Raw genomic sequence first — 20,037 nt, forward strand, 5'->3', positions numbered from 1 at the left:
CCGGCTAGCCTCCTGCGAGGTCGAGAGTCAGTTTGCGGGTGTGGAAGGCTTCGGCGTACCTGTCGCCGCACTCGATGCCGCGGATGCGGGCGAGGCCGAGAAAGGCTTCGGCGTCGAACCAGGGACGCCGGAGTTGCGAGGGGTAGTGCCGCCGCAGCAGCGCGACCTTCTCCGCCGCCACCTCCGGCCACAGCGGCTGGTAGGCGGAGGGGCGGCCGAGGTCGCCGTCCCACTTGACGATCTCGTAGCCGAGCGTCAGGTGGTCGCGGAAGGCCGTGGGCACGAGCTCGGCCAGACCCCGGTGGTCCTGGTGGGCGTCTCCCGGGTGCGGGCCGAGGATCAGGTCGGGGTCGCTCCTGGCCCGGAGCAGTTCCAGCGCCTCCTTGGCCTGCTCCCAGTGCGCGGGCAGCCGGCCGTCGGGCAGCTTGAGCACGGTCAGCCGCAGGTCGGCGCCGGGGCAGAAGGCGGTGAGCGCCGCGTGCTCCTCGTCCTCCCGCTCGGTCCCGCCGCCGGACAGGACCAGCGCGTCGATCCGGAGTCCGGGACGGCCCGCGCAGAGGGTGAGCAGCGTGCCGCCCGCCCCGATGGCGATGTCGTCGCAGTGCGCGCCCAGCGCGACGATCCGGTCCATCCGCGGAGCCGTCAGCCGGATCATGCCTCCCACAGCGCCCAGGGCCTGTCGCCGCGCGAGTACGCCTCGTCCAGCTCGATCCGCTGGTTGACGGTGTCGGTCGGCCGCCAGTAACCGCGGTGCCGGTACGTCAGCAGCCGGCCGCGCTTGGTCAGCTCCATGCAGCCATCCCCCACCAGATCCCCATTTTCAGGAATGTGATCGAAAATTTCCTGACGGAGCACGAAATATCCGCCGTTGACCCACATGGGGAGCTCGGTGACCGGCGCGATGTTCCTCGCCAGCCCGTCGTCGTCGACGTCGACGCAGTGGAAGGTGCCGGGCGGCGGCACGACCATCATGGACGCGCCCACGTCGGCGGCGGTGAAGCGATCGATGATCTCCGGCAGCGGCGCGTCGGTGAGCACGTCGGCGTAGTTGGCCAGGAACATCTCATCGCCGTCCAGGTGATCGCGGACCCGGCGTAACCGCTCGCCGATCGGCGACTGGATCCCGGTCTGCACGAAGGAGATCGACCAGTCGGAGATGTCCTGCGCCAGCAACTCCACCTGGCTGCCGTGCAGCCGGAAGTCGTTGGAGACGGTCTCTCGGTAGTCGAGGAAGAACTCCGTGATGTGCTGCGCGCCGTACCCCAGGCACAGGATGAACTCGGTGTGCCCGAAGTGCGCGTAGTAGCGCATCACATGCCAGAGAAGCGGCCGGGGGCCGACGAGCTGCATGGGCTTGGGGACTTCGCCCGGAGCGCCGGTACGCATCCGTGTGCCGTACCCGCCGCAGAAGAGCACGACCTTCATGGCACGATCTCCAGACTCGGGATGGGAAAGACCAACTGCCCGCCCCACTCGCGGACGTAGGAGAGCTGTTCGGTGAGCTCCTCTCGCAGGTTCCACGGGAGCACCAGCACGTAGTCCGGCCGGTCCTCGGCGAGGCGCTCTGGCGGCAGGATGGGGATGCGGGTGCCCGGGGTGAACCTGCCGTGCTTGTACGGATTGCGGTCCACCGTGTACGCCAGCAGGTCCTCGCGGATGCCGCAGTGGTTGAGCAGCGTGTTGCCCTTCCCCGGAGCGCCGTAGCCGGCCACGGTCTTGCCCGCCTCGGCCGCGTCGATGAGGAAGCGGAGCAGGTCACGGCGGACCTTGGCCACCCGCGCGGCGAACTCCGCGTACCCGGCCAGCTCGTCGAGCCCGGCCCCCTTCTCCCTGGCCAGCACGTCGGCCACCCGCTCGGTGGGCTCGCCGCCCGCCTCCTCGGGTCGCGCCCAGAGCCGGATCGAGCCGCCGTGCGTCGGCAGCAGCTCCACGTCGACCAGCGCCAGGCCGCCCGTGGCCAGCGCCCGCCGCGCGGCGGCGACCGTGTAGTACTGGAAGTGCTCGTGGTAGATCGTGTCGTACTGGTTCAGCTCCACGAGCGTGAGCAGGTGCTGCACCTCGATGGAGACCCACCCGTCGTCGGCGACCAGCGCCCGCAGGCCCTTGGTGAAGCCGACGACGTCGGGGATGTGCGCGTACACGTTGTTGGCCACGACCAGGTCGGCGGGACCGTGCTCGGCGCGGACCGCCGCGCCGGTCTCCGGGTCGAGGAACGCGGTACGGGTGGGAATGCCCTTGTCCCTGGCCGCCTCGCCCACGTTGGCCGACGGCTCGATGCCCAGGCAGCGCACTCCCCGGCCGGCCACGTGCTGCAGCAGGTACCCGTCGTTGCTGGCGACCTCGACCACGAAGCCGGGCGCGAACCGGTCCACGGCCGCCTCCACGAACTCCCGGGCGTGCTCCACCCAGGAGGTGGAGAAGGAGGAGAAGTACGCGTACTCCGTGAACGTCTCCTCCGGCTGGATCAGCGGCGGGATCTGGGCGAGCCAGCAGCTCGTGCAGACCCGCAGGTGCAGGGGGTAGGTGAGCTCGGGCTCGTCGAGCCGTTCCCGGGTGAGGAACAGCTCGCAGGGCGGCGTGGCGCCGAGGTCGATCACGCTCGCCAGTTCGGCCGAGCCGCAGAGCCGGCAACGGGTCACCGGCTTCGACCTCTTCCGCGCTCTTTCCGACGAGACATGATCCCCTCCCGATGAGTGAAACGACCTCTGAATCAGTGCGAAATATCGGCTTTTTCGGCGTTGGCTCGCTCCAAGTGAGCCCTGGCCTCCTTCTCGTACTCCGCCGAAAGCTCCTCCGGGATGCGCTCCAGGTCCTTGGCGCGCATGAAGTCGCGCAGGGTGGTGCCCAGGCACGTCGCGTCCACGTTGGGCGCGCCCTTGCGTGACTTGACGTCGTCGATGTGGACGGTGCGGAAGTCGATGCTGAAGCGCGTCAGGCCCGAGGTGTTGCGCACGGTCGAGTGCAGCTGGGCGCCCGAGAACAGGAGCACCCCGCCCGGCTCCGTGACGATCCTGAGCTCGCCGGACAGGTCGAGGTCCTCTTCCGGCTTCGGCTGCTCGCGCGTGTCGCTGTAGATGTGCTGGGCCGCCGACGGGCGCTCCGTCCTGACCCACGACGCGTAGTCGTAGCGGCCGCTGCCGTTGCGCACGGCCCGGTCGAAGTACTCCGGGTGCAGGGCGAACACGTTCTCCGGCACCACGTCGTAGACGGGGATCCACCAGTTCACCTGGTTGAACGGCGCCGCGTACCAGCAGTCGCGATGCGCGTGGTAGGCGTAGGAGATGCCCGAGTCGAGGTAGCCGTCGGAGGTCGAGGTCCGCAGGCGCGGCACGTCGAAGTAGGTCTCGCCCGGCGCGAACCCCAGCTCGTCCAGCAGGACGGCGATGATCTCCTTGCACCTCGGATGGTGGATGAAGCGCGGCTTGACGTCGGCCAGCAGCGCGGCGAAGCGTTCGACCGGCATGCCGTGCTGGGCGGTGGTGGGGTCTATGTCGCCGAACGTCTCGGCGACCAGTTCGCGCGCGAAGGACACGAGCTCGCGGGACGCGGGCGAGGCCGCGTAGACGAAGACGTCGCCCTGGAAGATCCGCTCGCGTCGTAACTCGTCGTTCATCGTGCTGCCGCTGAATACCGTGGTCATCAGGTCTTGCCCCCTACACGTGCATGGTGCGAGTCGAACCGATCTCCCCTCGTAGGTCTTGCGAGGACGTGCGTGGGGCGGGATGGGTTGCTGGCTCCCGGAAAAGTACTGATGGGGACGATGCCGACCCTGACCCCGCTCAGGATCACATGCCTCAATCAACTGGCATTTCGCGACTGCCATCTCACGCGTTACACACACTGGTGGGAACGTTCCTGCTATGTCAGGATCCGCTGCATGGATCCCCTCGGTTTCGACGGCGCCTGGCTGTTCAGCCCACGTATCCATACGGATCGGCGTGGGGCGTTCCTCGAATGGTTCAGGAACGACGAGCTCGACCGTCCGCTGGACCTCGCGCAGGCCAACTGCTCGGTCTCGACCAGAGGCGTGCTGCGCGGCGTGCACTACGCGGACGTGCCTCCCGGCCAGGCCAAGTACGTCACGTGCGTCTCCGGCAGCATCCTCGACGTCGCGGTGGACCTCAGAACCGGCTCGCCCACCTTCGGCCGCTGGACGGCGGTGCGGCTGGACGACGTCACGCGGCAGGCGGTCTACGTGGCCGAGGGGATCGGCCACGCGTTCTTCACGCTCAGCGAGTCGGCCACCGTGATCTACCTGTGCTCCACCTCGTACGCCCCCCAGCGCGAGCGCGGCATCCACCCGCTGGACCCGGCACTCGGCATCGCCTGGCCGGAGGGCATCGAGCCGATCCTCTCGGACAAGGACGCCGCGGCGCCCACACTGGCGGAAGCGGCCGGACAAGGTCTACTCCCCTCCTACGCCGACTGCCTGGCTCACTACGCGAGCGCTCCAGAAGGTCAGCAGGGCCGGCCAGGCCTCGTGTAAGGCGGCGGACCAGTCGCGCATCGGCGGCAGCCCGGCGGCCATCCAGTTCCCGTGCCCCAGCAGGCTGTTGGCGGGACGGGGGGCGGGCCGGCACAGGGCCGTGCTCGGGATGGGCTCGACCCTGCCGGGATCGGCCCCGAGCAGGGTGAAGATCTCTCGCGCGTAGTCGTACCAGGTCGTCCGGCCCACGCTCGTCCCGTGATAGACGCCGGGCGGGGCGTCCGCCCGGCCGAGCAGGACGATCCGCTCGGCCAGGTCGCCGGTCCAGGTGGGCTGGCCGAACTGGTCGTCGACCACGGAAACGGTCTGCCGGGAGCCTTCGAGGCCGACCATCGTGCGGGCGAAGCTGCGGCCGTGGGCGCCGTAGAGCCAGGCCGTACGGACCACGTGATGGCCGTGGTCCAGGGCCGCGCGCTCACCCGCGAGCTTGGTCCTCCCGTAGGCGTTGATGGGGCCCGTCTGCGCGGTCTCCCGGTACGGATCATGCCCGGAGCCGTCGAAAACGTAGTCGGTGGAGAGCTGGATCAGCCGGGCGCCCAGCTCGGCGGCGACCCGGGCGAGGACGGACACGGCCGTCCCGTTGATCGCCAGCGCCTCCTGCTCGCGTGTCTCGGCCCCGTCGACGTCCGTCCACGCGCCGCAGTTGACCACCACGTCGGGCCTGGCCGCGCGGGCCGCCCAGGCCACCGCGTCGGCGTCGCGCAGGTCCAGCTCGGACCGGGCGAACGGGACGACCCACATCCCGGGCGTCACCCGGAGCAGTTCCGTCAGGTCGGTGCCGAGCATGCCGCCCGCACCAGTGATCATCCACCTCATGCGCCCCGCCTCAGCACCAGGTCCGTGACCGTCGCGCGATGGTCGGTACGCGGGAGGGCGAGCGTCTCGAACGCGCGCACCACCACCCCCTCGGACGCCAGCACGTGATCGATGGCCACTTTGGGGATGAGGGCGGAGCGCCCGTTGTACGGCCAGGTCATGGCGAGCCCCTTTCCGGTGACGGACGCGGCGTCCTGATAGCCGGTGGCGATCAGCTCCCGCAGCACCGCGTGGTCGAGCGTGGAGTTGAAGTCACCGGCCAGGACGCGCGGCCGCTTCGCCGCCGCCGGCCCCGCGGGTGGCAGGGCCCGGATGCTCTGCGCCCAGCACCCCGCCAGCCAGCCGGCGGCGGGCGCGCAGGCGTGCACGCCGACGATGTCCACCTCCGAACCGTCCGGCAGCGTGAGCACGCCGCCGACGTGCTGCCACTGGTCCGCTTCGAAGCCGATTCCCGGACGCAGCGGTAAGCGCGAGTAGATGGCCGTGCCGAGCTGTTCCAGGTGATAGGGCAGCAGGGTGCCGAGACCGGCCTCCTCCAGCCGCGCCGCCAGGTACGGGGTGAACTCCTGAAGGGTGAGCACGTCGGGACGGTTCCGCTCGACCGCGCCGATCAGGGCTTCGGCCGGCACCGAGCCCCGGAGCACGTTCGCGGTCATCACGCGGAGCGGCTGCCCGTCCGTCTCGGGGACCCCCTGCGGCACCGCGCGGGGCAGCACGACCGAGGCCAGCATCCCGCCCACCACCAGCGCGGCCAGCGTGGCGGGCCGGTTGCGCACCGCCAGAGCGAACGCCAGCGGCACCAGCGAGCCCGCGGCGGCGTACGGGGTGAACGACACGAGCTGGGACCACCTGAACTTGGGCTCCCAGCCGGTCACGCGGAGCACCGCCCAGCCGGCGAACGGCGACAGCAACGCCCAGAGCGCGGGGGTCACCCAGGTGTTCTGCTTCAACTACCGGCTCGCCCCCCACCACGCCGTGTTGTTCGCGTACCAGCTCACGGTGTCCTTCAACCCCTGCTCGAACGCGATCTCCGGGCGGTAGCCCAGCCCGCGCAGCTTGCTGTCGTCGAGCGAGTAGCGGCGGTCGTGGCCCTTGCGGTCCGCGACGGGCTCGACCATGCTCCAGTCCCGGCCGCACGCCTCCAGCAGCCGGGCGGTCAGCTCCTTGTTGGTCAGCTCGGCGGTGCCCGCGATGTGGTAGACCTCGCCCGGACCGCCCTTCTCGGCCACCAGGCGGATGCCCGCGCAGTGGTCCCGGACGTGGATCCAGTCGCGGACGTTCCCGCCGTCGCCGTAGAGCGGCACCCGCTCGCCGCGCAGCAGGTTCGTGACGAACAGCGGGATGACCTTCTCCGGGTACTGCCTGGGCCCGTAGTTGTTGCCGCACCGGGTGATCGACACGTCGAGGCCGTACGTGATCGCGTACGCGCGGGCGACCAGGTCACCGCCCGCCTTGGCCGCGGCGTACGGCGAGCGCGGCAGGATCGGCGCGGACTCGTCCCACGAGCCGCGGTCGATGGACCCGTAGACCTCGTCGGTCGAGACGTGCACCACCTTCGGGACACCGGCGTCCAGGCACGCCTGCATGAGCGTCTGGGTGCCGAGCACGTTGGTGCGCACGAACTCCGCCGGGCCCTCGATCGACCGATCGACGTGCGACTCCGCGGCGAAGTTGACCACCAGGTCGTGGCCGGGCACCACCTCGCCGAGCAGCCCGGCGTCGCAGATGTCGCCGTGGACGAACGTGTGCGGCGCCCCCTCGAGGTTGGCCCGGTTGCCGGCGTACGTGAGCTTGTCGAGCACGGTCACGTCGGCGTCGGGCAACCCGTGGACGAAGTGCGAGCCGATGAAGCCCGCCCCGCCTGTCACCAGGATCCTTCTCATGAACTGATCTGCACCTTGCTGTGATCGCCCAGCACTAAACGGTGGGCTTTGGGGGTGTCTGGGGCAGGGGTGACCTCGACGTCGTGGCCGATCAGCGACGACTCGATCCGGCCGACCCCCTGGATGGAGGCCCTGGGCAGCACGATCGAGTACTCGATCTCGCTGCGGACGACCGCGCAGTCGGCGCCGATCGAGGTGAACGGGCCCACGTAGCTGTCCTGGACCCGCGCGCCGGGGCCGATGATCACCGGGCCGACGACGCGCGAGCGCTCGACCACGGCCCCCGGCTCCACCACGACCCGCCCGATCAGCTCGCTGGCCTGGTCCACCAGGCCGCTCACCCGCCGGTCGAGCGACTCCAGCACGAGCCGGTTCACCTCGAGCATGTCGGTGACGTTGCCGGTGTCCTTCCAGTAACCGGAGATCACCGACGACTCGACGCGTAGATTCGCCTCGATCAGCCACTGGATCGCGTCGGTGATCTCCAGCTCGCCCCGCCACGACGGCTTGAGCTCGGCCACGGCGGCGTGGATGGCCTGGCTGAAGAGGTAGACGCCGACCAGCGCGAGGTCGCTCTTGGGCCGGACGGGCTTCTCCTCCAGGCCGACCACCCGGCCGGCCGCGTCGAGCTCGGCGACCCCGAACTGGCGTGGATCGCCGACCTTGGTGAGCATGATCTGGGCGGTGGGCCGCTCCCTGACGAACCTGTCCACCAGGCCGCTGATGCCGCCCACGATGAAGTTGTCGCCCAGGTACATGACGAAGTCGTCGTCACCGAGGAAGTCCCGGGCGATCAGCACGCCGTGGGCCAGGCCCAGCGGCGCCTCCTGGCGCAGGTAGGTCACCTGCAGGCCGAACGCGGAACCGTCGCCGACGGCCGCCTCGATCTCGGCGTGCGTGTCGCCGACGACCAGGCCGAGCTCCCTGATCCCCGCCTCGGCGATCGCCTCCAGGCCGTAGAACAGCACCGGTTTGTTGGCGACGGGGACGAGTTGCTTGGCCGAGGTGTGCGTGATGGGCCGTAGCCGAGTGCCCGACCCTCCGGCGAGCACGAGTGCTTTCACCGCTAGTAAGCCCCTTCTCCACGGGTGACGACGGACCAGGTCTTCCACAGGATCTGCAGGTCGAGGATGAGGGACCAGTTCTCCACGTACCGCAGGTCGAGGCGTACGGACTCTTCCCAGGTCAGGTTCGAGCGGCCGCTGACCTGCCAGAGTCCCGTCATGCCCGGCTTGACGACCAGGCGGCGGCGTACGTCGCTGCCGTACTTGGCGACCTCCTCCGGCAGCGGCGGCCGGGGGCCGACCAGCGACATGTCACCGCGCATGACGTTGAACAACTGAGGGAGCTCGTCCAGCGAGTATTTACGGAGGAAAGCGCCTACCGGCGTGATTCTTGGATCGTTCCTAATCTTGAAGAGCACCCCGTCGAGTTCGTTGGCATCGAGGAGAGTGCCCTTGAGCTTCTCGGCGTCCTTCACCATTGTCCGAAATTTCAGGACACGGAATTCTCTGCCGCGTTTGCCGACCCTGGTCTGGGTGAACAGCGCGGGGCCTTGACTGGTCAGGCGGATCAGCAGCACGATCGCCAGCAGCGGCACGGACATGAGCAGCAACGCGGCCCCCGCTACGAGCCGGTCGAAGATGGTCTTGACGAACTGCTTGGTGCCGTCGAACTCGGGATGCTCCACGTGCAGCAGGGGCATCCCCGCCACCGGCCTGATGCTGATTCTCGGGCCCGCGACATCCATGAGCGCGGGCGCGACGAACAGATCCGTGCGCGTCGTCTCCAGCCGCCAGGCCAGCCGCCGCAGCGCCGACCCGTCGAACTCCGGGCAGGCGGTGACGGCGACCGCGTCGGCTCGCGTCCGCTCCACCACCTCGGCGACGTCGCCGAACGAGCCCAGCACCGGGACGCCGTCGAGATCGGCGTCCATCCGGTCCGGCGGCAGGCAGGCGCCGACGACCATCATCCCGTGGTACGGCTGACGGCGGAACTGCATGATCAGGTCAAGAATGGATTCGCGATGGCCGACGGCGATGACCTGGCGCATGTACTCGCCGATGACTCTCCGGCTGTGCAGCCGTTTTCGCATCTTGTAGCGGAAGTACAACGTGGACAGGAGCGCCAGCGGCAGCATCGCCATCACGAAGCTGCGCGCGACGACGGTCTGCGTGGCGTAGGCGCCGATCGCGACCGCGGCCATCAACCCGACGCCACCGTTGAAGACGGCCCTGAACTCCTCAGTGCCCTCGCCGTGCGCGCGCTGACGGTATGCGCCTCCCATCAGCAGCGCGAGGGGCCAGCCGATGATCAGGCTGACCCCCATCAGGAACTCGGCCGACGGAACGTACGCGCCGGACGAGAGACGGATACTCAGCACGCAGACGCACGCGATCAACGCGCACGCCATGTCGCCACCCCAAAGAAGCCGTAAATACGCCCGCGTCCAGATGCTCGACGCATGGCGTGATACGGCTTCGAGGAGCACGACGTCGGACTCCCCGGTCCCCACCCTCATAGCACCACCCTGAAGATTCTGTGCACCGCAGTAACATGACGTTCCTTGAACCTCATGGGTTGACAAGTCCCCCATGCACCTTCAAGGGCGGCGGCCCCCACTAAAGAGTAAAGATCCACTCCAGCCTGGGAAATACCGTCAAATGTCCACAACCGGACGGATCTAGGGATGGCCGAGGGGTTGACGGAACGATCCAAAAGTGCCAACCGGCGAGTCGGCAAACGTGGAGTTTATGGCTGTATTTCAGCAGGTATCTGGAATATGAAGTGGCTAGTCATATTCCAGATCCGGCAAAGAGGACGGCGGGTCGGGGCTCCGCCATACGACCACGACCCCGTCATGCGCCGACTCGGCGGCGAGGTTCAGTCGGTCAAGATCGAAGTCGGGTAGGTAGCGGAGGCGGGCGAGGAACGTGGCGTCGGTGGCCGACCTGGGCACTACGCAGCCCTCGCCGTCGCGGTCGAGCAGGATGTAGAGGACATCCTCTCCCGACTCGGTCACCACACGGACCTCGACCACGTCCTCCCACGCAAGGGCTTCGACGCTCCCGTCCGCATAGTGCCGGGTTACGCCCTCTTCCGTGACATACACGTAGGAGTCCGGCATCGCGTTGCCGTGCATGGCCGCGATTCTCGCGAGTTCTGGGGTTCCCCCGCAAGGGTTCGGGATTTTCCCTCGCGAAAGTGGCTCAGCAGGAGGTCAGGACAGGCCCGGACGCGGCCTCGCGAGGAGCTCGGGAACGGCCTTCAAGAGGGCCCGGGGAGGGCTCAGCTGCGGCCTTCAGGAGGGGGGCCGTCGCCCCATGAGTGGCTCAGGTGGGCGGCCACCGCGGCCTGTGCCGTCTCGGCGGGACCGGCGGCGATCGCGTCGAGCAGCGCCCGGTGTTCGTGCACGAGCACATCCCTGTCCTCGTAGACCTCGCGCAGGCGGACCAGGCCGAGCCGGGTCTCGGCGGCGAGCGCGCCGTAGAGCCGTTCGAGCCGCGGACTGCCCACGGCCTCGATCAGCGCCTGATGCAGCGCCATGTGCTCGGCCACCGACTCCGACCACGGCGCGTCGGCGGGCAGCGCGCCCATGCGGGCCAGCGCCGCCTCCGCCTCCGGCACCCGCCGTCCCGCCACCGCCGTGGCCATCAAGCCCTCCAGCGGTCTGCGTACGTACATGAGATCGTCGAGGTCCGCGACCGTCACCTCGGGGACATAGGCACTGCGATTGCGCTCGCGCCTGAGCAGCCCTTCGTGCACCAGCACGGCCAGCGCCTCGCGGACCGTGGGCCTGGCCACGCCGTAGGTGGCGGCGAGCTCCTGCTCGGGCAGCGCCGTGCCCGGCCCGATCTCGCCGGAGAGCACCCTGCGGCGCAGCGCGTCGGCGAGCGCGCCGACCGTGGAGACGGGTCTGAGCGGCAACGTCACGGCTGCGACTCTAACGCCTCGTCGGGGCACACCTTTCCGGCCGGCGACCCCTCGGACACCAGCCTTTCGGCGGCCGGTCGTTCCCGAAGCGGCCTTTCCGGTACGGCCACCGCGACCAGGCTGATCGCCAGCAGAACGAGACCGGCGATCGACACCGGAGTCAGCCGTTCACCGAGGACCAGCAGCCCGAGCAGCGCGGCGACGGCCGGCTCGGTCAGGGCGAGCGTGGCGGCCGTGGCCACCGGAGTGGTGCGCAGGCCCCGGCCGTACAGGAAATAGGACAGAGCGGTGGCCCCGACGCCGAGGTACAGGGCGGCGAGCAGCCCGCGCGGCTCGGCCAGCCACTCGGTGCCCCGCCAGAGCAGGACCGGCAGCATGATGACGGCGGCACCGCCGAACAGCACCCCCATGACCGCGTTCGACGGCACGCCCGCGCTGATCGCCCGAGCGGCGGTGACGGCGTAGAACGCGTAGAGCAGCCCACCGAGCAGCGCGAACACCACCCCGGACACCACCTGCCCACCCGCCTGCGCCCCACCGCCGACGATCAGCGCGGCGCACCCGCCGACCGCGGCGGCGGTGGCCATGGCCCACCGCCCGCTCGGCCGCTCACCGTGCAGCAGCCAGGAGAGCAGCCCTGTGAAGACAGGCCCGCTGCCGATCGCGACGACCGTGCCGATGGCCACCCCGGTACGGGCGACCGCGGCGAAGAAGCACAGTTGGTAGGCGGCCACGGCGACGGCGGCCAGCAGCAGCCCGGGAGTGATCAGCGAGCCGCGCCTGACTCCCGTCCACGCGAACAGGGCGAGCGCCGCACCGCCGATGACCAGCCGGGCAGCGGCCAAGGCGATGGAGTCGGCCGAGACGAGCAGTCCCGCCGTGCCGGCCGTCCCCCAGAGCACGGAGGCGCCGACGACAGCGAGAGGTCCGTTCTTCATGCCCATCATTGTCTGACAATTAGACAATTTCGTCCAATTGCTGGTCGATGAACCGCCCGGCCGGGGCGGCCAGCTCGGCCGCGTAGTCGTCGAGCACGGCGAGCCCGTCGCGGATGCTGGACGTGGTCTTGCGCGGCAGCGCCAGCAACACGTCGCTCTCGACGGAGACCTCCCCGTCGACGTGGAACGCGCCGTCGACGGCCGCGATGGAGACGGTGAAGCTGAGCTCACGGCCGTCGGGGAGGGTGAACGTGGTCCCGGTCCGGGCACCGGCGGGCGGGAAGAAATAGGAGAAGGGCTCGTTCCTGACGAACGGGTGGTGTAACTCGGCGAGGATCTCCGCCGCCCGGCTCAGCGCCGCCAGCAGGCCGGCCGCGGCCAGGCTCTCGCTGTCCACCCCCCGAGCCTAGATCAGCCCGCCCACCGATGACCAGGCGCTCGGTGGTGGGTCAGTCGGTGGCGAGGCGGGCGTGGCGTTCGACGTCGTAGCGGCGGCCGTCATAGCGGAGCTTCTGGCGTTCGATGCCCTCCGGGCGGAAGCCCGCCTTCGTCGCCACCCGGCACGAGGCCGGGTTGTTCGTACGGTGTCCCAGCTCCAGCCGGTACAGGCCGCGTTCGCGGAAGGCCCAGCGGGTCAGCTCGACCATGGCCGCCGCCGCGACACCCCTGCTCCTGGCCTCGGGCACCGTCCAGTAGGAGACCCAGCCGTTGCCGTTGCCGTCGATGCCCGTCACCGCGACGTTGCCCACGACCTGCCCGGAGAGCGTGACGGCGAACGCGTGCCCGGCGCCGGCCCAGCCCGCGATCCACCCCGCCGCGTCCTTGAGCGACACGATCGGCCACGACGCCTGGCTGAGCATGTCGGGCGCCTGGAACGCGCGCAGCACCGCAGGAGCGTCGTCCGCGCACCACTCGCGCAGCTCGATGTCCAAACCTGTCACGCTGCCCGAGACTAACGCCTCTTCCGACACCTTTACGCCCTATTGCCCGATTTTATGAGCAGCCTCGAAGGGCGCGACCAGCTCCTTGGGCGCCGTCAAGCACCACGCCTCGGCCACCAGCTCGAACAGCTCGTCGGCATCGATCCGCTTGAGATGCACCACGACCCACCCGAACCGGCCGGCGGTGAACTGGACCTCGAACACCTCGGGCCGCTCGGTGACCAGCGCGATCTGCTCCTCGATCGTCGCCTTGAGCCCGACGGTCTCGGTCTCTTCCCACAGATAACCGAAGCCCTTGTCGCGCACCTTGAGGCTGACCCAGGTGCCACCATGATCACCCAGGCGCGCCTCGGGCAACTCGTGCAGCAGTTTGAGGAACTCGTCGACGCTCACACCCATGGTGTCTTGTGTAGCAAACCGCCCCGACACTTTCACCCGGCTGCGGCGATCGGGCCTCACTCGTAGTAGCGGGCCTCGATCACGTTCCCGTCGAGATCGGGGAAGTAGATCACGTCCGGCGCGATGCCCCTGGCTCCGAACGAGTTCGAGCCGGTGCCGGTGATTTCGACGCCGTGCCGCGTGAGCCTGGCTTCGAGCTCGTCGAAGTCCGCGCGGCCGAGTGCCAGGCAGAAGTGGTTCACCGGGTGACCGGCGCTGCCGCTGACGCCGGTGCCCTCGTCGATGCGGTTCGCCGCGCTCTCGGGCATCAGATCGATGATCGTGTCACCGGAGACCCGCACGCTGGGGAACGGCGCCTTGCCATCCCTGAACTCCTCTGCACGTACCCCGGGCAGGCCGATGACCTGCTCGTAGAAGTCGAGCGCGCGAAGCTGGTCCGAGACCCAGCAGACGAGATGATCCAGACGCACGTCCATACAGACCTCCGGGATGAGGGTGTCGGCCTCGTCCAATATCTGTTGCCCGACTTATCCCTGTCCACCTGTCGGTTTGTGAGGGGGCCGTCCGTCGTAGGGATAAGAGCGAGGAAAAAGAGGAAGTGATCCTGGTGAAGTACCCCCTGCTGATCTGTATGGACCCGTCCGTCGAGGTGAGCGCGGACGAGAGCCGCGCCGAAGAATGGGTCGAGGAGATGGACCGGCGCCGGGTCCGCCTGGAGGGGTACGCCCGAAGAGCGGCTGGCCGACCTGCGGGCGAACATGACCAAGACCATCAGGGCGATGACCAGAACTGAGGCAATTTTGCGTCCAGAAAGCCTTCAGCCTGTCCCTATACTCTCGACGGCATGGGACGACCGCCTCGCCACGACGTTGACCGATTGCTTGACGCGGCCGCCGAACTGGTGGCCGCGAGCGGCCCGAGCACCGTCACCGTGGCGGCGGTCGCCCGCGCGGCCCACGCGCCGAGCGGCTCGATCTACCACCGCTTCCCCAGCCGTTCCTCGATGCTCGCGACCCTGTGGCTGCGTACCGTCGACCGCTTCCAGGACGGCTTCCTGTCCGCGCTCAACACCGAACCCGCCGCACGGGCCGCCCCCGCCGCCGCGCGCCACGTCGTCGCCTGGAGCAGGGCACACCCGCACGAAGCCCACATCCTGCTGTACGGCCCGGCGGACTTCGACGAACCCAACTGGCCACAGGAGGCCCGCGACCGCCTGGAACGCAGCGACCGCCGGGTCCGCAACGCGGTACGCGCCCTGGCCGAACGGCTGGACAGGCGCGAGCCGCGGGAGGTCGAGCAGTTGTTCCTGGCCACGGTCGACCTGCCGTACGCCACGGTGCGCCGCCACCAGAGCTTGGGCCACCCGATCCCCGCCTATGCGGAGGACCTCGTCACCAGTTGCGCCGCCACGCTCATGAGGTCCTAGTTTCAGCGAGCCGTCGCCAGAAATCCGAGCTGCTGGATCCCGGTGATACGTCTTCCATTCCGCGCCACGAGATACGCAGGGGTAAAGCAGAGGTTTTGCCCTGGAGGCGGGTGGCCCTATAAAGCTCTCGGACCGAATTCGCGATTATTGGGATGCCGGTTGATACGGACAGGTCAGTAATAAGCTTGAGGTACATCGGTGTCAGTGGGTCACGGTGACCACGATCTTGCCGAACTGGGTGTTGGACTCCATGTGCTGATGGGCCCGCACGATCTCCTCCAGCGGAAACAGACGATCCACCACCGGCCGGAAGGCTCCGGCGCGAAGGCCCGAGGCGACGAACGTCTCGGCGCGACGTAGCCGCCGCAGATCCTTCGTGGTCTCCAACACCGTGTACGTCCGGATGTTCAGCGCGGGCATGCCCAGGTCGAACCCCGGATACGGCGTCGGCTGCCCGCTCAGCGCCCCGTACAGGAAGAGCGTGCCGCCCGGGGCCACGACCCGCGCCAGGCCGGTCACGCCCGGACCGGCCACGGCGTCGAAGACGTAGTCGACGCCCTTGCCGCCGGTCAGGGCCAGCAGCCTGGCCGGTACGTCCTCCTCGTCGGACACGATCGCGTCGGCCGCGCCCTCGTTGAGCAGCCGTTCCTTCTTCTCGCGGGTGCGGGTGACGGCGATCGGTGTGGCTCCCACCCGGTTCGCCGTGTGGAACCGCACCGTCCTTGCCATGCCACCGTCCTTCGCTCGCCGTGAAACGCGATCCACTGTGGAGTAGAAGTACGATTGCTGTCAAACTTTGATAGGTGTCGTACTATGTGGCCCATGGGACGTACGCCGCCGCACCCAGAGGTGTCGCAGTTCGACCTCCAGCAGGTGCTGGAGGCGCTCGTCGATCCGGTGCGCCGGAGCATCGTCACGCAGCTCGACGCCGCCGACGAGGACCTCAAGTGCGGCGCTTTCGACATATCGGTCACCAAGTCCACAGCTACCCACCACTTCAAGGTGCTGCGCGAGGCCGGCCTGATCCGCCAGTACTACGTCGGGACCTCACGGATGAACGCCCTCCGCCGCGCCGAGATGGACGAGGCGTTCCCCGGCCTGCTCGACGCCCTCACCACGCGCCAGCCCGATCATCGCTGAGCGGCCCGGGTGGCGAACGGGACAGTGAGCGTCAGGGCTGGGTGTCGCCGCGGTAGCGCAGGCCGTCCATCAGCAGGTTGAGCATGCGGCCGGTCCTGTCCCGCTGCCCGTGCTCGGCGGCGACCAGCGCCACGCCGCCCAGGCTCGACAGCACGTCCTCCGGCTCGACGTCCGCCCGCGTGGCCCCCGCGGCGGCCCCGGCCGTCAGCAGTGACCCGATGGCGCCGACCAGCCGGTCGCGGCTCTCCGCGAACGGGTTGCCGCCGGAGGCGATGACCGCGCGCAGCGCGTCGGCCATGCCGCGCTTGGTCGTCATGTAGTCGACGAAGCGGTCCATCCAGGCACGCGTGGCCTGGTCGGGCGGCATGGTGCGCAGGAGGTTGGCCGCGGCCTCGCACAGCCGGGTGAGCTCGTTGCGGTACGCGGCCTCGATGAGCGCCTCACGGGTGGGGAAATGCCGGTAGAGCGTACCGATGCCGACGCCCGCGTCCTTGGCGATCGCGTCGAGCGTCACCTCGGGACCGTCGTGGGAGAAGGCGCGCACGGCGGCGTCGAGCAGCCGATCGCGGTTGCGGCGCGCGTCGGCGCGCAGCGGTCGGGACCCGGCCTGCACGGCGTCTCCTGTCGGGTTCGGGGGGCGAGACTTGCTAAACGGAGGAGGCTCCGAATACAGTGAAGCTTAGTGGAGGCTCCTCCGCTTCACATCGTACCGTCCGGAGCTCTCCCACCGCATCCCTGACCAGGACTGGGAAATCATGACTGCGAACACCCGCATCACCACCCCGTTCACCGCCCGATCCACCGCGGCCGAGGTGCTGGCCGGCGTCGATCTCACCGGCCGGCGGGCCATCGTCACCGGCGGGGCGTCCGGCATCGGCGTCGAGACCGCCCGCGCGCTCGCCGGGGCGGGCGCGGAGGTGACCCTCGCCGTCCGCGACCTCGACACGGGCGCGGCGACCGCCGAGGACATCATCGCGACGACCGGCAACAAGCAGATCCACGTTGCTCCGCTGGACCTGGCCGACCGGAGCACGGTCACGTCGTTCGTGGCCGCCTGGGAAGGCCCCCTGCACATCCTGGTCAACAACGCCGGCGTGATGGCCTGCCCCGAGGCGCACACGCCCGACGGCTGGGAGCTCCAGTTCGCCACGAACCATCTCGGCCACTTCGCCCTGGCCACCGGCCTGCACGCCGCCCTCGCGGCGGCCGGCGGCGCCCGCGTGGTCTCGGTCAGCTCCAGCGCGCACCTCCGTTCGCCGGTCGTCTTCGAGGACATCAACTTCCGGGACCGCGCCTATGAGCCGTGGTCCGCGTACGGGCAGTCCAAGACGGCGAACGTGCTGTTCGCGGTGGAGGCGGGGCGGCGCTGGGCGGACGACGGGATCACGGTGAACGCGCTGATGCCGGGCGGCATCCGCACGAACCTGCAGCGTCACGTCAGCGCGGAGGACCTCGACCGGCTGCGCGCCGCCGCCGCCTCCTCCGGCGAGGACATGTCGTGGAAGACGACCGGGCAGGGAGCGGCCACGTCGGTGCTCGCCGCCGCGTCGCCGCTGCTCGACGGCGTCACCGGCCGCTACTTCGAGGACTGCAACGAGGCCCTCCCGAGCGACGGACACGGGGGTCGCCACGGCGTCGCCGCCTACGCGCTCGACCCGGCTTCGGCCGCGCGTCTGTGGGAGCTGTCGGTCAAAGCCTGAGTTTTCAGTACGGCCGGCATGGGGCACCCCCACCCGCCGTCCATGTCCGGGGACTGTCCAGGGGAACGGTCCTCCGGTGGGCGGGGCCGGGCGCCGTTACGTGCGCCTTCTTGGCCGGTTCCCGCCTGCTAAGATACCCATTGGATCAGTCGATCCCAGCCGCCGGTGAGTCTCCCCGCGTGCTTCACTCTTCCTCATCGTTCCTGGTGATCCGCTGCAGAGTCCCCTTTATGGACACCACAGGATTTCCACGTCAATTCGCCCGTACTCAGCGGTTCTCGCTTGGGGTGCCCCGCGCCTTCACCCTGTCGCCCGATGGGCGTCGGGTGGTGTTTCTCCGGACTCGTGGGGGTGCGGAGCGGGACAGCTGTTTGTGGGTCGCCGACGAGACGGGCGAGCGGCTGATCGTGGCGCCGGAGTCGACCGGGTCAGTGCCGGAGGCGGAGCGGGTTCGGCGGGAGCGGGCTCGGGAGCGGGCGACCGGTGTGGTGGCCTATGCGGCCGATGCCGAGGTACGTACCATCGCCTTCGCCGTCGACGGGCGGCTCTGGGCGGTGCGCATCGACGGCGGCGAGGCCCGGCCCGTCCCCGCCGCCGGGCCGGTGGTCGATCCCCGGCCCGATCCCACCGGGAGCCGGGTCGCCTACGTGACCGGCGGCGCGCTGCATGTCGTCGAGCTGGCCGACGGGCATGACCGGCGGCTGGCCGTACCCGATGATCCGGAGGTCGTCTGGGGGCTGGCCGAGCACGTGGCGGCGGAGTCCATGGACAGGGCGCGCGGCCACTGGTGGTCGCCCGACGGCACCCGGCTGCTGGCCGCCAGGGTGGACAACCGTCCCGTGCGGCGCTGGTGGATCGCCGATCCCGCCAACCCGTCCCGGCCGCCGCGCGAGATCGCCTATCCGGCGGCCGGGACGGCCAACGCCGAGGTCACGCTGCATGTGTTCGACCTCGACGGCGGCTCCGTGGAGCTGCGGTGGGACCGGGTCGCGTACGAGTACGTGACCGCCGTCAGCTGGGACGCGCACGGCCCGCTGATCAGCGTGCAGAGCCGGGACCAGCGCACGCTGCGCGTGCTGGCCGCCGATCCGGACACCGGTGGGACGGAACTCCTGCACGAGCAGCGCGATCCCGCCTGGGTGCAGCTCGTCGCGGGCACGCCCGCGCGGACCGCGTCCGGCGCGCTGGTGCACACCGGCGACCTGAACGGCACCCGGCGGCTGCTCGTGGACGGCCGTCCGGTCACCCCCGAAGGGCTGCAGATCCGCTCGATCGCGGACGTCTCCGGCGAATCCGTGCTCTTCACCGCGAGTGACGAGCCCACCGAGCAGCACCTGTGGACATACGACGCGGAACGCGGTCCCGTACGACTGAGCGACGGGCCCGGACTGCACACCGGCCGGCAGGCGGGTGGCACGTTGCTGCTCACCTCGCACACCGAGGCCGGTCACTCGTTCCGCGTGGTCCGCGACGGACGGCCCGGCGCGGAGATCGCCTCGCTCCAGGCGGAGCCGCTGCTCGTCCCGCGTGTCACGTGGCTGCGCGCGGGCGAGCGGGCGATCCGTACCGCGTTGCTGCTGCCGTCCTGGCACCGGCCGGGCTCCGGTCCGCTGCCGGTGCTGATGGCCCCGTACGCGGGACCGGCGATGCAGTTGGTGACCCGGGCCCGGCACTGGTGGCTGGCCGAGGCGCAGTGGTTCGCCGAGCACGGGTTCGCGGTGGTGACGGCGGACGGCCGCGGCACCCCGGGACGCGGCCCCGCCTGGGAAAAGACGGTCCACGGAGACACGCTCACCGCGCCGCTGGAAGACCAGGTCGTGGCGCTGCGGGCAGCCGCCGGCCACTGCCCCGACCTCGATCTGGGCCGGGTGGGCATCCGTGGCTGGAGCTACGGCGGCACGCTCGCGGCGGCGGCGGTGCTGCGCATGCCGGAGGTGTTCCATGCCGCCATCTCGGGGGCGGCGCCGAGCGACCAGCGGCTGTACGACACCCACTGGCGGGAGCGGTTCCTTGGCCACCCGGACGAGCAGCCGGAGAACTACGAGCGCTCCTCGCCCATCGGCGACGCGGCCCGGCTGAGCCGCCCGTTGCTGCTGGTGCACGGCCTGGCGGACGACAACGTGGTGGCCGCCCACACCCTGCGGATGTCGGCCGCGCTGCTGGCGGCGGGCCGGCCGCACCAGGTGCTGCCGCTGTCGGGGAGCACGCACATGCCGACCGCCGAGGCGGCCGTGGAAGGGCTGCTGCGACACCAGTTGGAGTTCCTGCGTACGGCGTTGAACGTCGCTTCCGGCTGACCCCATGACCCCACCGCCCGCGGCCGGGCCCTCCGCCCGGCCGCGGGCGGGTGCGGAGAGCGGCCTTGGCCGGTCCGA

At 69.9% G+C, this 20,037-nt stretch carries 24 protein-coding genes; 6 read left to right on the forward strand and 18 right to left on the reverse strand.

The features are described from left to right. Positions 1 to 4 precede the first annotated feature (4 nt). The 4 genes from AB0F17_RS33270 to AB0F17_RS33285 all read right to left on the reverse strand — a co-directional run bounded on the left by AB0F17_RS33270 (position 5) and on the right by AB0F17_RS33285 (position 3,640). Positions 5 to 655: a PIG-L family deacetylase gene (locus tag AB0F17_RS33270; RefSeq protein WP_358031106.1), complete on the reverse strand. Its 651-nt coding sequence runs from the start codon at positions 653 to 655 to the stop codon at positions 5 to 7. Beyond that, on the reverse strand, positions 652 to 1,425 hold the full coding sequence (locus tag AB0F17_RS33275) for a glucose-1-phosphate cytidylyltransferase (RefSeq protein ID WP_358031108.1): 774 nt from the start codon (positions 1,423 to 1,425) through the stop codon (positions 652 to 654). Before AB0F17_RS33275 ends, AB0F17_RS33270 begins: the two co-directional genes overlap by 4 nt. Beyond that, a complete protein-coding gene (locus tag AB0F17_RS33280) occupies positions 1,422 to 2,639 on the reverse strand; it encodes a class I SAM-dependent methyltransferase (protein WP_358031110.1) in 1,218 nt (405 codons plus the stop codon). The genes AB0F17_RS33275 and AB0F17_RS33280 overlap by 4 nt, the downstream gene beginning before the upstream one ends. 71 nt (positions 2,640 to 2,710) lie before the next feature. Then, complete coding sequence (locus AB0F17_RS33285) at positions 2,711 to 3,640, reverse strand: hypothetical protein (protein ID WP_358031111.1); 930 nt, start codon at positions 3,638 to 3,640, stop codon at positions 2,711 to 2,713. Positions 3,641 to 3,877: 237 nt separating this feature from the next. Between AB0F17_RS33285 and rfbC the strand changes: the two genes are divergently transcribed. After that, positions 3,878 to 4,486, forward strand: a complete 609-nt coding sequence (gene rfbC / locus AB0F17_RS33290; RefSeq protein ID WP_358031113.1) for a dTDP-4-dehydrorhamnose 3,5-epimerase — start codon at positions 3,878 to 3,880, stop codon at positions 4,484 to 4,486. Here the strand turns inward: rfbC and rfbD are convergent. The 12 genes from rfbD to AB0F17_RS33350 form a co-directional block, all read right to left on the reverse strand. Then, a complete protein-coding gene (gene rfbD, locus AB0F17_RS33295) occupies positions 4,406 to 5,302 on the reverse strand; it encodes a dTDP-4-dehydrorhamnose reductase (protein WP_358031115.1) in 897 nt (298 codons plus the stop codon). The two genes, rfbC and rfbD, sit on opposite strands and share 81 nt — an antisense overlap. After that, positions 5,299 to 6,252, reverse strand: a complete 954-nt coding sequence (locus tag AB0F17_RS33300; protein ID WP_358031117.1) for an endonuclease/exonuclease/phosphatase family protein — start codon at positions 6,250 to 6,252, stop codon at positions 5,299 to 5,301. The genes rfbD and AB0F17_RS33300 overlap by 4 nt, the downstream gene beginning before the upstream one ends. Then, positions 6,253 to 7,185 (reverse strand): dTDP-glucose 4,6-dehydratase, encoded by a 933-nt coding sequence (gene rfbB, locus AB0F17_RS33305; RefSeq protein ID WP_358031119.1) that lies wholly within the window; start codon positions 7,183 to 7,185, stop codon positions 6,253 to 6,255. It lies immediately after the preceding gene. Continuing rightward, a complete protein-coding gene (locus tag AB0F17_RS33310) occupies positions 7,182 to 8,249 on the reverse strand; it encodes a glucose-1-phosphate thymidylyltransferase (protein WP_358031121.1) in 1,068 nt (355 codons plus the stop codon). Before AB0F17_RS33310 ends, rfbB begins: the two co-directional genes overlap by 4 nt. 2 nt (positions 8,250 to 8,251) lie before the next feature. Further along, a complete protein-coding gene (locus tag AB0F17_RS33315; protein WP_358031123.1) occupies positions 8,252 to 9,598 on the reverse strand; it encodes a sugar transferase in 1,347 nt (448 codons plus the stop codon). Between the two features lie 378 nt (positions 9,599 to 9,976). Beyond that, entirely contained in the window at positions 9,977 to 10,327 is a 351-nt protein-coding gene (locus AB0F17_RS33320) for a hypothetical protein (RefSeq protein WP_358031125.1), read from the reverse strand. 146 nt (positions 10,328 to 10,473) lie between these two features. Further along, positions 10,474 to 11,118 (reverse strand): GntR family transcriptional regulator, encoded by a 645-nt coding sequence (locus AB0F17_RS33325; RefSeq protein ID WP_358031126.1) that lies wholly within the window; start codon positions 11,116 to 11,118, stop codon positions 10,474 to 10,476. Beyond that, entirely contained in the window at positions 11,115 to 12,056 is a 942-nt protein-coding gene (locus AB0F17_RS33330) for an EamA family transporter (RefSeq protein WP_358031128.1), read from the reverse strand. The genes AB0F17_RS33325 and AB0F17_RS33330 overlap by 4 nt, the downstream gene beginning before the upstream one ends. 19 nt (positions 12,057 to 12,075) lie before the next feature. Continuing rightward, a complete protein-coding gene (locus AB0F17_RS33335) occupies positions 12,076 to 12,453 on the reverse strand; it encodes a hypothetical protein (RefSeq protein WP_358031129.1) in 378 nt (125 codons plus the stop codon). A gap of 52 nt (positions 12,454 to 12,505) precedes the next feature. Continuing rightward, positions 12,506 to 12,997 carry a GNAT family protein gene (locus AB0F17_RS33340; protein WP_358031131.1) on the reverse strand — a complete coding sequence of 164 codons (492 nt, stop codon included), beginning with the start codon at positions 12,995 to 12,997 and terminating at the stop codon, positions 12,506 to 12,508. 39 nt (positions 12,998 to 13,036) lie between these two features. Then, the gene (locus AB0F17_RS33345) at positions 13,037 to 13,396 is read right to left on the reverse strand and encodes an MmcQ/YjbR family DNA-binding protein (RefSeq protein ID WP_358031132.1); all 360 of its coding nucleotides are present in this window, start codon (positions 13,394 to 13,396) and stop codon (positions 13,037 to 13,039) included. A gap of 56 nt (positions 13,397 to 13,452) precedes the next feature. Further along, positions 13,453 to 13,872 carry a VOC family protein gene (locus AB0F17_RS33350; RefSeq protein ID WP_358031133.1) on the reverse strand — a complete coding sequence of 140 codons (420 nt, stop codon included), beginning with the start codon at positions 13,870 to 13,872 and terminating at the stop codon, positions 13,453 to 13,455. A 131-nt stretch (positions 13,873 to 14,003) separates the two neighbouring features. Here AB0F17_RS33350 and AB0F17_RS33355 point away from each other — a divergent pair, with 131 nt between their 5' ends. Together AB0F17_RS33355 and AB0F17_RS33360 are read left to right on the forward strand one after the other, a co-directional pair. Next, complete coding sequence (locus tag AB0F17_RS33355; RefSeq protein ID WP_358031134.1) at positions 14,004 to 14,189, forward strand: hypothetical protein; 186 nt, start codon at positions 14,004 to 14,006, stop codon at positions 14,187 to 14,189. A gap of 51 nt (positions 14,190 to 14,240) precedes the next feature. Beyond that, entirely contained in the window at positions 14,241 to 14,822 is a 582-nt protein-coding gene (locus AB0F17_RS33360; RefSeq protein ID WP_358031135.1) for a TetR/AcrR family transcriptional regulator, read from the forward strand. A gap of 201 nt (positions 14,823 to 15,023) precedes the next feature. Here the strand turns inward: AB0F17_RS33360 and AB0F17_RS33365 are convergent, their stop codons facing one another. Further along, the gene (locus AB0F17_RS33365; RefSeq protein ID WP_358031136.1) at positions 15,024 to 15,551 is read right to left on the reverse strand and encodes a zinc-binding dehydrogenase; all 528 of its coding nucleotides are present in this window, start codon (positions 15,549 to 15,551) and stop codon (positions 15,024 to 15,026) included. Between the two features lie 93 nt (positions 15,552 to 15,644). Here AB0F17_RS33365 and AB0F17_RS33370 point away from each other — a divergent pair, with 93 nt between their 5' ends. Then, positions 15,645 to 15,962, forward strand: coding sequence for a helix-turn-helix transcriptional regulator (locus tag AB0F17_RS33370; RefSeq protein ID WP_358031137.1), 318 nt, complete (start codon positions 15,645 to 15,647; stop codon positions 15,960 to 15,962). A gap of 31 nt (positions 15,963 to 15,993) precedes the next feature. On the opposite strand, the gene AB0F17_RS33375 is transcribed toward AB0F17_RS33370, so the two are convergent. After that, a complete protein-coding gene (locus tag AB0F17_RS33375; protein ID WP_358031138.1) occupies positions 15,994 to 16,575 on the reverse strand; it encodes a helix-turn-helix domain-containing protein in 582 nt (193 codons plus the stop codon). Between the two features lie 142 nt (positions 16,576 to 16,717). Here AB0F17_RS33375 and AB0F17_RS33380 point away from each other — a divergent pair, with 142 nt between their 5' ends. Continuing rightward, complete coding sequence (locus AB0F17_RS33380; RefSeq protein WP_358031140.1) at positions 16,718 to 17,662, forward strand: SDR family NAD(P)-dependent oxidoreductase; 945 nt, start codon at positions 16,718 to 16,720, stop codon at positions 17,660 to 17,662. A gap of 371 nt (positions 17,663 to 18,033) precedes the next feature. After that, positions 18,034 to 19,959: a prolyl oligopeptidase family serine peptidase gene (locus AB0F17_RS33385; protein WP_358031141.1), complete on the forward strand. Its 1,926-nt coding sequence runs from the start codon at positions 18,034 to 18,036 to the stop codon at positions 19,957 to 19,959. The last annotated feature ends 78 nt before the right edge of the window (positions 19,960 to 20,037 follow it).

The sequence above is a fragment of the Nonomuraea sp. NPDC026600 genome (assembly GCF_040638335.1).
GTDB lineage: Bacteria > Actinomycetota > Actinomycetes > Streptosporangiales > Streptosporangiaceae > Nonomuraea.

What these genes read in the sequence shown, in the direction of transcription:
- AB0F17_RS33380 (WP_358031140.1), top strand. Translation starts at nt 16,718, where the DNA reads ATGACTGCGAACACCCGCATCACCACCCCGTTCACCGCCCGATCCACC.
- AB0F17_RS33370 (WP_358031137.1), top strand. Translation starts at nt 15,645, where the DNA reads ATGGGACGTACGCCGCCGCACCCAGAGGTGTCGCAGTTCGACCTCCAG.
- AB0F17_RS33360 (WP_358031135.1), top strand. Translation starts at nt 14,241, where the DNA reads ATGGGACGACCGCCTCGCCACGACGTTGACCGATTGCTTGACGCGGCC.
- AB0F17_RS33270 (WP_358031106.1), bottom strand. Translation starts at nt 655, where the DNA reads ATGATCCGGCTGACGGCTCCGCGGATGGACCGGATCGTCGCGCTGGGC.
- AB0F17_RS33275 (WP_358031108.1), bottom strand. Translation starts at nt 1,425, where the DNA reads ATGAAGGTCGTGCTCTTCTGCGGCGGGTACGGCACACGGATGCGTACC.
- AB0F17_RS33365 (WP_358031136.1), bottom strand. Translation starts at nt 15,551, where the DNA reads ATGGCAAGGACGGTGCGGTTCCACACGGCGAACCGGGTGGGAGCCACA.
- AB0F17_RS33285 (WP_358031111.1), bottom strand. Translation starts at nt 3,640, where the DNA reads ATGACCACGGTATTCAGCGGCAGCACGATGAACGACGAGTTACGACGC.
- AB0F17_RS33320 (WP_358031125.1), bottom strand. Translation starts at nt 10,327, where the DNA reads ATGCACGGCAACGCGATGCCGGACTCCTACGTGTATGTCACGGAAGAG.
- AB0F17_RS33345 (WP_358031132.1), bottom strand. Translation starts at nt 13,396, where the DNA reads ATGGGTGTGAGCGTCGACGAGTTCCTCAAACTGCTGCACGAGTTGCCC.
- rfbC (WP_358031113.1), top strand. Translation starts at nt 3,878, where the DNA reads ATGGATCCCCTCGGTTTCGACGGCGCCTGGCTGTTCAGCCCACGTATC.
- AB0F17_RS33330 (WP_358031128.1), bottom strand. Translation starts at nt 12,056, where the DNA reads ATGAAGAACGGACCTCTCGCTGTCGTCGGCGCCTCCGTGCTCTGGGGG.
- rfbD (WP_358031115.1), bottom strand. Translation starts at nt 5,302, where the DNA reads ATGAGGTGGATGATCACTGGTGCGGGCGGCATGCTCGGCACCGACCTG.
- AB0F17_RS33350 (WP_358031133.1), bottom strand. Translation starts at nt 13,872, where the DNA reads ATGGACGTGCGTCTGGATCATCTCGTCTGCTGGGTCTCGGACCAGCTT.
- rfbB (WP_358031119.1), bottom strand. Translation starts at nt 7,185, where the DNA reads ATGAGAAGGATCCTGGTGACAGGCGGGGCGGGCTTCATCGGCTCGCAC.
- AB0F17_RS33315 (WP_358031123.1), bottom strand. Translation starts at nt 9,598, where the DNA reads ATGGCGTGCGCGTTGATCGCGTGCGTCTGCGTGCTGAGTATCCGTCTC.